At 38.9% G+C, this 12422-nt stretch carries 11 protein-coding genes; 8 read left to right on the top strand and 3 right to left on the bottom strand.

Annotated elements, in window-relative coordinates; translation table 11 throughout:
• Positions 1 to 38 precede the first annotated feature (38 nt).
• The 7 genes from AC6F75_RS07785 (at position 39) to AC6F75_RS07755 (ending at position 5501) form a co-directional block, all read left to right on the top strand.
• Positions 39 to 299 carry a thiamine-binding protein gene (locus AC6F75_RS07785; RefSeq protein ID WP_500714415.1) on the top strand — a complete coding sequence of 87 codons (261 nt, stop codon included), beginning with the start codon at positions 39 to 41 and terminating at the stop codon, positions 297 to 299.
• Positions 283 to 924, top strand: coding sequence for a nicotinamide riboside transporter PnuC (gene pnuC / locus AC6F75_RS07780; protein WP_500714414.1), 642 nt, complete (start codon positions 283 to 285; stop codon positions 922 to 924). The genes AC6F75_RS07785 and pnuC overlap by 17 nt, the downstream gene beginning before the upstream one ends.
• Positions 876 to 1481, top strand: coding sequence for an AAA family ATPase (locus tag AC6F75_RS07775; protein ID WP_500714413.1), 606 nt, complete (start codon positions 876 to 878; stop codon positions 1479 to 1481). The genes pnuC and AC6F75_RS07775 overlap by 49 nt, the downstream gene beginning before the upstream one ends.
• 101 nt (positions 1482 to 1582) lie before the next feature.
• The gene (locus AC6F75_RS07770) at positions 1583 to 3112 is read left to right on the top strand and encodes a DUF4301 family protein (protein WP_500714412.1); all 1530 of its coding nucleotides are present in this window, start codon (positions 1583 to 1585) and stop codon (positions 3110 to 3112) included.
• Complete coding sequence (arfB, locus tag AC6F75_RS07765; RefSeq protein WP_500714411.1) at positions 3112 to 3513, top strand: alternative ribosome rescue aminoacyl-tRNA hydrolase ArfB; 402 nt, start codon at positions 3112 to 3114, stop codon at positions 3511 to 3513. The genes AC6F75_RS07770 and arfB overlap by 1 nt, the downstream gene beginning before the upstream one ends.
• Positions 3514 to 3698: 185 nt before the next feature.
• Positions 3699 to 4025 (top strand): hypothetical protein, encoded by a 327-nt coding sequence (locus AC6F75_RS07760; RefSeq protein ID WP_500714410.1) that lies wholly within the window; start codon positions 3699 to 3701, stop codon positions 4023 to 4025.
• Between the two features lie 138 nt (positions 4026 to 4163).
• On the top strand, positions 4164 to 5501 hold the full coding sequence (locus tag AC6F75_RS07755) for a sigma 54-interacting transcriptional regulator (protein ID WP_500714409.1): 1338 nt from the start codon (positions 4164 to 4166) through the stop codon (positions 5499 to 5501).
• On the opposite strand, the gene AC6F75_RS07750 is transcribed toward AC6F75_RS07755, so the two are convergent.
• The gene (locus AC6F75_RS07750) at positions 5491 to 7908 is read right to left on the bottom strand and encodes an ATP-binding protein (RefSeq protein WP_500714408.1); all 2418 of its coding nucleotides are present in this window, start codon (positions 7906 to 7908) and stop codon (positions 5491 to 5493) included. The two genes, AC6F75_RS07755 and AC6F75_RS07750, sit on opposite strands and share 11 nt — an antisense overlap.
• A 430-nt stretch (positions 7909 to 8338) precedes the next feature.
• Here AC6F75_RS07750 and AC6F75_RS07745 point away from each other — a divergent pair, with 430 nt between their 5' ends.
• Positions 8339 to 10591 (top strand): TonB-dependent receptor domain-containing protein, encoded by a 2253-nt coding sequence (locus tag AC6F75_RS07745; RefSeq protein WP_500714407.1) that lies wholly within the window; start codon positions 8339 to 8341, stop codon positions 10589 to 10591.
• A gap of 393 nt (positions 10592 to 10984) precedes the next feature.
• On the opposite strand, the gene AC6F75_RS07740 is transcribed toward AC6F75_RS07745, so the two are convergent.
• Entirely contained in the window at positions 10985 to 11611 is a 627-nt protein-coding gene (locus tag AC6F75_RS07740) for a hypothetical protein (protein ID WP_500714406.1), read from the bottom strand.
• An 89-nt stretch (positions 11612 to 11700) separates the two neighbouring features.
• Positions 11701 to 12422, bottom strand: a 722-nt coding sequence (locus tag AC6F75_RS07735) for a DUF7619 domain-containing protein (RefSeq protein ID WP_500714405.1), incomplete at its 5' end; no start/stop codon positions are given.

Raw genomic sequence — 12422 nt, 5'->3', positions numbered from 1 at the left:
CGCAAAAATGCGCGTGTATGACAATTAAAAATTAATTTATGGAAATTTCAGTAGAACTCACGCTGTCGCCGCTTCAGGACGACTTTGAATCACCAATAAAAGATTTTATCAAAAAACTGCGCAATTCCGGTTTGAAAGTGCTAGAAAACCCTTTAAGCACACAGGTTTACGGTCCTTATGATGAAGTGATGACCCTACTCAACACCGAAATTAAAAGCGTTATGGAAGCTATGGAAGCTGGTGTACTTTACATTAAAATAGTAAAATCAAACCGCAGCGACTATGTCCCTCATTTTTGACGCCTTTTTTGGGCAGTACAGCGACTATTCAACACTTCATATAGTGCTTGAAATTGTGGCCGTTGTTTTTGGTTTGCTTTCGGTCTGGTTTGCCAAAAAAGACAATATCCTGGTCTTTCCCACCGGAATAATCAGCACACTTATTTTTGTGTATCTGCTCCACCAATGGGGACTCATTGGCGATATGCTCATCAATGCCTATTATTTCTCCATGAGTGTGTATGGCTGGTATATCTGGACCCGAAAAGTGGATGCTACACACTTTACTCCCATCGCTTTTGCCACCAAAAAGGAGCATTTTTACAGTATATTTCTGTTTTGTGGCACCTTGATTTTTGTTTTTCTTGTCTATCAGCTTTTCGACAACTGGAACGATTGGACCGCTTATGTGGACACCTTGACCACGGCTATCTTTTTTGTGGGCATGTGGCTCATGGCCAAAAAGAAAATTGAACACTGGCTTTACTGGATAGTGGGCGATATCATTTCAGTTCCTTTATATTTGTACAAAGGATACACCTTTACCTCCTTGCAATATTTAATTTTTACGATTATCGCCATTTACGGCTATCTGGAATGGAAAAAAATCATCAACAACCCTCAACTTCAGGCAAAAACCTCCTAAAAGTAGTATTCTTCGGTCCCGAATCCACCGGAAAAACCACTTTGGCAATTGCTTTGGCAAAACATTTTAACACCAGTTGGTCGCCCGAATTTATGCGGGAATACCTTCAGAAAAAATGGGACGAACACCGTGAAGCCTGTACTTGGGATGACCTGATTCCAATAAGCGAGGGACAGTTTAAAAATGAGGCTTTCGCCGAAAGTAATGCTGAAAACATAGTCTTTTTTGACACCAATTTATTGCAAATCAAAGTCTATTCAGAAATCTATTACAACGGCAATTGCCCGGAAGAAATCAAACAGCAAGTTCAGGAAAAAAAATATGATTATTACTTTTTACTTTACATTGATACTCCTTGGGAAGCCGATGACTTAAGAGACAAGCCACAGGAACGTGAAATGATGTTCCAAAGGTTTAAAAAAGAACTCGACAACAACAAAATACCTTATCAAATCATAAAAGGCACTTTTCCGGAAAGGCTAAAAATCGTTACCTCAAAAGTTCAAAAATTAGTAAACTTGCAAAAGCAAAACGCCCAAATTGACCAAAACCAATGAAACTCACCAAAAAAGATTTCTAAGCCTCCCCTCTAAAAAGAGGGGACTGAGGGGTGTGTATTAAAAACATTAAACTTAATTTTAATCAAATTTTCAATCGAGTGAAATTCACTAAAAAAGATACAGAACAAATAATAACCCACGGCCTCACCGAAAAACAAGTGCTGCGAGACCTTGAACGCTTTGAAAAAGGCATTCCGTTTACCGAGTTGGTGAGTGCCGCCACCCTGCACAACGGCATTCATAAACTCAACTCTACTCAGGAATGGCAGTGTGCTGAGTTGTATGAAAAAAAACGCGACAAACTTTCCATCGTCAAATTTGTTCCGGCCTCAGGTGCTGCCACGCGTATGTTTGAACATTTGCACAGGTTTGTGGACACTTACAATCCTGAAGAACAAAAGTTCAATGAATACCTTGCCGAAAACGACACCCAACTACTGGAAGCTTTTTTAAACGGCTTGCCCCATTTTGCGTTTACCAAAAAACTGCGAAAGAAAATCAGAAAACTTTATCCCGATTACAAGTTCTTCAAAAAAGGAAAACGCATCTACTTGTTGGTGAAAACCCTGTTGGAAGATGAAGGCTTGGGTTACAGCAACCTTCCCAAAGGGTTAATCCCTTTTCACAAATACAAAAAAAATACCGCCACTGCCTTTGAAGAGCATTTGCTTGAAGCCGGTTATTATGCTGCCACTCAGGGGCAGTGTTATTTGCATTTCACCTTTAATGAAAGTTATGTTGACCACTTTAAAAAAGAATTCCTTGATGTAAAAAACCGGGTGGAAAGAAAAACCAAGTGCACTTTTAATATCAGTTATTCCTTTCAAAAGCAGAGCACAGACACGATTGCGGTAAATCTCAATAACAGACCCTTTCGCGATGAGGAGAAAAACCTGAACTTCCGTCCGGCAGGGCACGGTGCCTTGCTTGAAAACCTCAACGAAGTGGAAGCCGACCTGATTTTTATCAAAAACATCGACAATGTAGTGACCGAAGAACAGGTGGAAACCATCGCCCAATACAAAAATATCCTTACCGGAAAACTTTTGGAGGTTCAACAAAATGTATTTAAGTTGCTAAAAGCAATGGACAAAGAAACCCAAAATGACAACCTTTTAAAAAACATAAGAAGCTTTCTGGCTACCGAATTGCATATGAAAACCCTGCCCGAAACTTTGGAAGAAGCGCAACAGCTTTTAGACCGCCCCATACGTGTTTGCGGTATGGTAAAAAACACCGGAGCTCCGGGTGGCGGGCCCTTTTGGGTGAGGGATAAAGATGGTAATATTTCACTTCAAATCGTTGAACTTTCACAAGTAAATACTGAAGACCCCCATCAGATGAACATCGTGAACGAAGCCACCCATTTCAATCCGGTTGATTTGGTGTGTGCCGTAAAAAACCACCTGGGTAAAAAGTATGATTTAACCCGTTATGTCAACCCCGATTCAGGGTTTATTTCACAAAAAAGCCATCAGGGAAAAACCATTAAGGCTTTAGAATTGCCCGGTCTATGGAACGGCAGTATGGCATACTGGATGACCCTCTTTGTGGAAGTGCCCCTGGAAACTTTTAACCCGGTAAAAACCGTAAACGATTTATTAAAAGACAGTCATCAGGCAGTGTAATGCAAACTGAAACCCTCCTCAACGAACTCACATTTAAAGCGACTCGAAGCAGCGGCGCAGGCGGGCAACATGTCAATAAAGTTGCTTCAAGGATTGAACTGAGTTTTGATATTCCCAATTCACAAGGTCTAACTGAAGAGGAAAAAGAACGACTTCAGCAAAAACTGGCTTCACGATTAACCAAAGAAAACGTTCTCATTTTAAGCTGTAGCGAAAGCCGCAGTCAGCATAAAAACAAAGCCATCGTCATCGAGCGGTTTTTGGAATTGATAAAAGAAAACCTCAAAGTGAGGAAACCGAGAAAAAAATCAAAACCCTCCAAAACCGCTATTGAAAAACGCCTGAAAGCTAAAAAAGAACACGCCCTTAAAAAAGCCGGAAGGAAACCTCCTCAAGTATAATTTTCAGTTGTTGTGGAAAAATTCCACACTTTTCTGTAGAATACGCTCAAATTCTACAGTCTTTGAATAAATTCAATAAATTTTATCCCATTGTTTTTAAGGGGCTTAAACATCCTAGTGACTATTGGCACGTTAGTTTCATAGTGCTTATCAAATGAATTTATAAACTTTTAAAATTTGAAACTATGAAAAAGTTAATGATAGTTCCCGTTTTAGCATTAGGAATGCTTTTTACAACCAATGTCACTGCCCAGGAAGCTCGTCTGGCAGAAAAAGAGACTGCAATGACTACAGTTGAAAAAACTGAACAGCAAGAGAAAAATTTCACCAGAATTGAACCCAATCAATTGCCTGATGCTGTAAGAACGGCAGTTGAAAGAGACTTTGAAGGTGCAACCATTGCAGAGGTTCATGTTTCTGAAGACAGAACTACATATAAGTTGGTTGTAAATGTTGGCAACGAAAGAAAAACGTTGTATGCTGATGCAAACGGAAACTGGAAGAAGAAATAAAAATTTTTAGTTAGTTAAATTTTCACTTTTTCCCTTGGGGAGGGGCTGTTTTTTATAAATAGTTCCTCCCCTTTTTTTATGATTTTTTTAAAGCCCTCAAAAAGTTGTATTTGTACATTTGTTTCTAAACGCTGGTTAATGAACAAAATACTTCTGGTAGAAGACGATGTGGCTTTTTGCAACATGCTTGAAACCTTTCTTTCAAAAAATGGGTTTTCAGTGCAGTCTGCATACAACTTAAAAACTGCCTTCAGTTTGTTGGACACAAATTTTTTTGACATTATTCTTTCAGACATCAGGCTTCCGGAAGGAGAAGGCACCAAAATCCTAAAAAAGGTAGTCTCTGAAAACCTGAAAACCCAAGTGGTTTTAATGACTGGCTATGTCGACGTTAACACAGCTGTTGAAGCTATGAAAATTGGTGCTTTTGATTACTTATCAAAACCTGTAACACCGGACAAGCTTTTGGAAACCATACAAACGGCATTGGATAAAAATGCTTCTCAAACCCCGAAGAAATCAGATGTTGTAAAAACCAAAACTGACAAATCATTTATTGAAGGTATAAGCGACGCATCAATTAAGCTGAACGATTACATCAAACTTGTTGCTCCTACCAACATGTCTGTTTTAATCACCGGTGACAGTGGTACGGGAAAAGAATATATTGCAAACAGCATCCATAAATTGAGTAAGCGTGCCAATGGCCCTTTCATACCCGTGGATTGTGGTGCCATTCCCAGAGAAATTGCTTCAAGCGAGTTTTTTGGCCATATCAAAGGTTCATTTACCGGTGCCATTAATGACAAAACCGGACACTTTCAAGCCGCAAACGGCGGCACACTTTTTCTGGATGAAGTGGGCAACCTGAACTATGACTTGCAGGTGCAACTCCTAAGGGCTTTACAAGAACGAAAAATCAAACCGGTAGGGAGCAATAAAGAAATCGATGTGGATATACGTATCATTACAGCGACAAACGAAAACCTTGAACTTGCAGTTTTTGAAGGTAATTTTAGGGAAGATTTATTCCACCGTTTAAATGAGTTTTCCATCAAAGCCCCATTGTTGAAAGACCGAAAGGAAGATATCATTTTATTTGCTGATTATTTTCTTGAAAAAGCAAACCTCGAACTTGAGAAAAACACCATCGGTTTTGAGAATGATGTGATTGAATTGTTTAAAAAATACCATTGGCCCGGAAACCTCAGGGAAATGCAAAACACCATAAAAAGAGCCGTTTTGCTATGTCAATCAAACCTCATTTCTTTAAATGACATTCCTAATAATCTTATAATCAATTCAGAAGAAAATAAAGATGAACCTTTTGCGCTTTTCAATAATAAAAATGAAATAGAACTTATTTTAAACGCTCTTGAAGAAGCTAACGGAAACAAATCAAAAGCCGCCAAACTTTTAAAAATAGACCGAAAGACCCTCTACAACAAACTGAAGCAATACAACATCAGTCTTTAATTTCAAATTGAAGTTGATTTAAAACATCAATTAAAATAACTTTAAATTTCAGGAAGTTTTCTATGATTTCGTTATGTAAACTTTCATCAGGATTTTCGGCTTTCTCAAGATAAGCAATACAAGGTTCAATTTTTAATTGCCTCAACATGGGCAACATTTTATGGGCAATTAAAGCCATTCGTTCATACTGTTTGTTTTGCAATGCATTTTCAAATTCAAGCAAGTTTAACCTGGAACTCATAATAAATGATTCCAAAATGGCATTAAGCGATTCTTTGTCTCCTTGGGTAAACAACAATACATCGCCCAGTTGATAGGGACTTGGGTTATTTTCAATTTCAGGGATTTGTAAATTTTCCGGGATTGAATTTTGAACTTTTTCACCAAGTAGTTTTAATAAATCCCCCGGTCTGTAGGGCTTTGTGAGTTTGGCATAAAAGCCTTTTTCCAAAAATTCCTGATTTGAAAGTTCTGTATTTCCGGATAGGGCAATCACGGGAATATGGCCCAAATGACTGTTTTTTCTGATTTGTGTGAGCAACTCAAACCCGTTCACATCGGGCATTTGTATGTCTGTCAGCACAAAATCAAATGCCTCATTTTCCAACAATTCAAGCCCAAGTTTGGCTGAAGAAACCGTTTTCACCTGAATGTTTGTCTTGGATAGAATTTCAGACGTAAGTGCCCTTTGTGCTTCTTCATCATCAATGATAAGCACTTTTTTAATGGAATTTTTTTGAAAATCATATACTTCCGGTAAGAACTCAGAATTCTCCCCGGCAAAATCTATCGGAAGATAAAAAATAAAAGTTGACCCCACACCGGGTTTACTCTCAACAAAAATATGACCATCAAGCAGCTTGACCAGTTTTTTGGTAATTGCAAGCCCCAAACCATACCCCCCGTATTGCTTTTCTATTTTATCATCGGCCTGGGTGAATTCTTTAAAAACCTGTTTTTGTTGTGCTTTTGAAATCCCAATTCCGGTATCTTTTACTTTTATGTAAAGTGTATTGGGGTTTTTATTTACTTTTTTTAACGATGCATGGATAGAAATTTCCCCTTCGTAAGTAAACTTATAAGCATTTGAAACCAAATTGGTCAATATTTGCTTCAACCTTAAAGGGTCTGATACAATATCTTGCTTCAAACTGTCTTCCACTATAATTTTGATGGAAATATTTTTAGTGTTTTCAGGAACTGCATTTTTGACGGATTCTTCAATAATATTTTTAATATTAAACCTCAACTTTTCAATGTGCATTTTGCCTGCTTCGAGCTTTGATAAATCCAAAAGGTCGTTGACAAGCCTTAAAATATAATTGGAAGAAGTCCTTAAGTTATCCAAGTAATGTGATTGTTTGTCAGTCAAATCACTTTTTCCCAACAAATCTGAATAGCCGATAACTGCGTTTAGGGGCGATCTTAAATCATGAGTGACTGCTGCCATGATTTGCTCACGGCTTTTTAAAAGTGCTTCGGTAAAGTTTTTTGATGTTTCGAGTTCCTGCCTATATTTTTGACTTCTGTTGGTGTCTTTAAAAATCAAAACCACAAAAACAAAAATGGTGAGCACGCTTACAATACCAACCCCGCCAATGATTAGTGAGGTTTGTTCTATTAATTTTCTTGATTCTTCAACCTGTACAATACTTTTCTGTATTTCTTCCTGTTCTATAGTTGCCCTTAAATCTCGTAATTGATTCGAAATAATCCGGTCGTTTTCGAGCAGTTCATTTTCTTTTTGGTTGATGGAAAACATGATTCTCCGCTCTTGTGTTTCCAAATTGCTAAGCACAAATTTAAGTGCATTGACAAGCGAATCTGCCGTGCGTTGTGTAAGTTCTTCTTCCCTGTTGCGTTTTGAATATTCTATAAGCCCAATTATGGCTTCTCTTGCCGACGGGTGAACGTTTCTTAGCTGATATTCATAATTTTCATCTTCAAAAATATCATCTACTTTTTGAAGGTTTTCAATCACCCTGCTGTAGTAACTTTCAGTGGTGGCTTCTGTTCTAAGGGCAAGTAATTCTTCAAGGTTAGTTGTTTTTTGATTTAATAACGATTTGATGCTGTCCAACTCAACATTCATTTCCAAATCATCAGAAAGCACTTTCAGGCTGTCAACAATAACACTTATCGTATCTATATGGCTTCTATACCTGGGCAGCTCACTAACATTTTGATTTTGTATGATATCCCGGCTGATTCCTTCTGCGACAAAAAGGTTTGTCGCTGCTTCACTGACCAAAAACAACTTGGTGTTGTTTAAATTTCCTTTCTCGGCTGTTTCAGATATTGTTACAATCTGACCATATATAAACCAAACAGCAAACAAGGCAAGAGCTGTAATCAGCAAATAACCAAAAATAACTTTAATGGTGATGGACCGTTTGGTATTTTTCATTATCAGTGGAAAACCATAAATTTAATAATGCCCGAGATAAAACCCCTTAAAGTTTTTATAAATTAAAAAAAGAAAACGTAACTTTGCCCCATCTCAAAGGGGTGCTGATAAGAGTGGTGAGTTTTTAGTAAATAGATGTGAGTTGAAATACAACTTTTAACCAATAACCATTAACTAATAACCAACTACTAAATCGGCTGAGATTATACCCAATGAACCTGGGCAGGTAATGCTGCCAAGGGACAGAAGCAAAGTGCTTCAACTGTGTGTGAACCCCCTTATAATTCGGCTCGAGCGTTTTATCAAGGGTTTTTTTATGCAGTTTTTTTTAACCTAAATACTAATTCAAAGAATAATCGCCCCTTTTATTCGTAATCCTCCCTCTAAAACTCCGCTTATTAGTGGAATGGGGAATAAAAAATATTTACGAATGAAAACTTTATTCACATCCCCACACATCCCGATAACTATCGGGAGGGAATCTCATCAACAAACCTCCTTATTAAGGAATTCCTTTTTAATCGCTTGTTTAACCCTTTTAACTGTCAGCCCGCTTCTTGCGCAACAGGAAAACGACACCCTTATTAAACCCCAACTTCTTGACGAAGTATTGGTCAGGTCAGTTAGGGTTGACGCTGATTCACCCATTACTCACTCCAATCTTGACAAAGAAGATCTGGAGAAACGCAACTTAGGGCAGGACATCCCCATGTTACTCAACTACCTGCCCTCTGTTGTGAGTACCAGCGATGCGGGTGCCGGTGTGGGTTATACTTACATCCGGGTGCGCGGTAGTGATGCTTCACGCGTAAATGTGACCCTTAACGGAATTCCGTTTAATGACTCTGAAAGCCAGGGAACATTTTGGGTCAACTTGCCCGACTTTGCTTCCTCAATAGAAAACCTACAATTGCAGCGAGGCGTGGGAACATCCACCAACGGTTCAGGGGCTTTTGGCGCCAGCTTAAACCTGCTTACTGATGCGGTTTCAAAAGAAGCCGGAGGCGAAATTTCAAACAGTTACGGGAGTTTCAACACCCGCAGGCACAATGTGAAATTCACCACAGGACTACTCAACGACCATGTCGAAATTGCCGGAAGACTTTCAGCTATTGCGTCAGATGGGTATATCGACAGGGCTTCGTCTGACCTGAAATCCTATTTCCTTCAAGGCTCTTATGTAGATGACAACACCCTGATCAAAGCCATTACCTTTGGTGGACACGAGGTGACCTACCAAAGCTGGTTTGGCATTGATGCCGAAACTCTTGAAACCGACCGTACTTTCAATCCTGCAGGTATGTATTTTGATGCCAACGGGAATATGAAATTTTATGACAACGAGGTGGACGACTACAAACAAGACCATTACCAATTGCACTGGAACCAACGCTGGAACAACTTCTGGTCAACGACCATTGGATTGAATTATACTTACGGGAGGGGCTTTTTTGAACAATACCGTGATAATGACCGCTTCTCGACCTATGGCCTGGAACCCATAGTCGTTGAAGGCGACACCATCAACCGTATGGACCTTATCCGTCGTCGCTGGCTGGACAATGATTACTATGTCGTCAATGCCAACGCCACTTACAAAAAAGACAATCTGGAGTTAACCTCCGGCGTGTTTTACAGTTTGTATGAAGGTGACCACTTTGGCGAAATCATCTGGGCTCAGTATGCTGCCGGTTCTGAAATCAGGGACAACTATTACTTTAGCGATGCGACCAAACGCGAGTTTACGGTGTTTTCAAAAGCCACTTATAAAATAAATAACCAATGGCAAGCATACGGCGATTTACAAGGCCGATTTATCAACTACCAAACCGGTGGGGTTACATCAGATATTACATCAATTGATGTGGACGAAAGCTTCAGTTTCTTCAACCCCAAAGCCGGACTAAGCTATCAACTCAACCCTGCAAACCAGTTTTATTTGTCTTACGGAAGAGCGCACCGCGAACCCACCCGCAACGATTTTGAAGAAGGCATCAACACCCCTGAAAAACTGGACGACTTAGAACTGGGATGGCGCTTCACTTCCGAAAAGGTAAGTGTAAGCACCAACCTGTTTTATATGGACTACAAAGACCAGTTGGTACTTTCAGGCGAGTTGAATGATGTGGGTGCGCCATTGCGAACCACTAGTGGAGAAAGCTACCGTATGGGAATTGAAATAGAAGCAGACATCCGTTTGGCAAACCAACTGCGTTGGATGCCCAATTTCGCTTTTAGCCAAAACAAAAACCGCAATTTTGTGGCTTCCATCGATGGCGAATTGGTCAACCTGGGAACGACAAACATTTCATTTTCACCCAATGTGGTGGCCAACAGCATGCTGATTTTTCAGCCCTTTGAAAACTTTCAGGTAAGTTGGTTGGCCAAGTTTGTGGGCGAGCAGTATATGGGTAATATTGACAGCGAAGCCTCCAAACTGGACAGTTTTTTTATCAACGACTTCAACATCGTCTATGAATTTAAAAACGTCCCGATGTTTTCATCTATTTTACTCAACGGTATGGTCAACAATATTTTTGACGTAAAATATGTGTCAAACGGTTACTTTTTCACCTACGACGACGACTGGACCAATCCCGGAAGTATCACCACCATTGAAGGCGCCGGCTATTACCCACAAGCAGGTGTACACTATTTGGTTGGGATGACTTTGAAGTTTTAATAAATAAGAGGCTGTCTAAAAAGTCGTATTTTGCCACAAAGACACCAAGGCTCTAAGTTGCACTAAGAATTAAGGCTTTATTAATCAATACTTTGTGCTTCTTGGTGTCTTAGTGCCTTCGTGGCATACTTTCGTTCAGCAGCTTTTTAGACAGCCTCTTTAATTTTTTTTTTCGTTAAACATTTAGTTAGTAATCGCAATCACATTACCGATCCTCACGGCGCGATACCGTTGTATCGGGAAACTGCAACTGTTCTTTTTAACTAAAGCAACCCCCTTTCGGGTATATATTCAAAGGGTTTTAAAGGGTTTTTGGAAAAGCGAGCAGAAGCCATAGCTTATCGACAGTTTTTTATACAGCTATTTTATCAATCTTTATTTAACTTCCTGTAATTACTTTGCACAATTAGCATTATAAATATCAATAAGATTTGGAATGGTTGATAACTTTAAATCTTTTTTAATATACTCCATTGCAGGTCCACAATCTGCAAAGTATTGCATCGACCTTCTTTTATATTTAGGCCCCGTACCGGTTCCTGATTTATGTAATATAAAAGGATCTTCATTTCCCTTCTGAACATAATATGAAAATATAGCATTCCCACCTTCAGGCGTAGCCATTAATTTACATGCGCCATCTCTTATTACATAAAACTTTTTGTAACTACGTTTTTCTTTTATGTACTTAACACCTATAAAATTTGATATAACCTTGTTGCCTACAAGTAATTCCCCCTGCATGTGAATTTTATTAATTTCACTAATATTAACAACCCTAGATTTCTCAAGGTATTCCTCTTTTTGTTTCTTATGGCCAATTCCATAAAGGGAAGCTTTTGCTTCAAATTTTTCTATTAAATACCTTAGCTGATCACCCTCAACTACAAGCGTAGCATCAGCCATTTCAAATTTATCTCCATTTTTCATTTCTATCACACCATACTGACTGTAAGCGTTAAAACTTAAAAATACTACTATTAGTGATACATATACTTTAATTAATTTTAATTTTTTCATTTTAGCTATTTGGTTTAGTTTTTATGTTTTCTTGCGATTGTTTGACAGTTTACTAACTCGATGCAACTAATGTCAGTCGTTAAAAATATTTAATTCTTAACCAACTGCCGATTGATGGTCCCCCGATTTGTTGTAATTTTCAACAAATACATCCCGGACCTTAAATGCTCCACATCGAGTGTTGTTTCATTGTTTTGAAACTTCTTTACTTCCTTGCCCTGCAAGTCATATATGATTATTTGCTCAAGTTCAATACCTTCTGTGAGGTGAATATTTAGTGTTTTGTTGGTGGGGTTGGGATACAGGACAACTTGGTTTAGAGGGTTGGAAACATCAGGTATGCTCAGGGGTTCCACAACTGTGGTATGCACCATATTGGTGATGATGGGTGCGTTAAAGTCGAAATAAATAGCGGCATCGCCGAAAATCACATCACCCACTTGCACATTGCTTTTTGGTTTGATTTTATAAGCTATAAAACCGTGGCTTTCAGGTTCATTTGATAAGCTGTCCGGAAGATGGATATTGTCAAACATAAACTCCACTCTGTTCCCGTCTGTTATATTTACATAATAATCGTGGCTGGCACTTATGGGAATGAGCGTGCTCCAGTCCAGTTTGGGATGTAGCGTGTCAAGTATACGTACATTGATAGCACTTGCTGTTCCGGTGTTTTGGAAACGGATAAGGTAGTCCAAATACTCATCGATATCGTCAATGTGCAGCTCTTCGCCCTGCAATACCTGCTTGTCGTTGGGGTCATAAGAGTTAACCACAATTTGTGCTAAATTATAAGTATTGTCATTGGGTG

This window comes from Planktosalinus sp., from assembly GCF_059864935.1.
The sequence above is the reverse complement of the archived record's forward strand: the minus strand, read 5'-3'. Positions and strand labels throughout refer to the sequence as shown.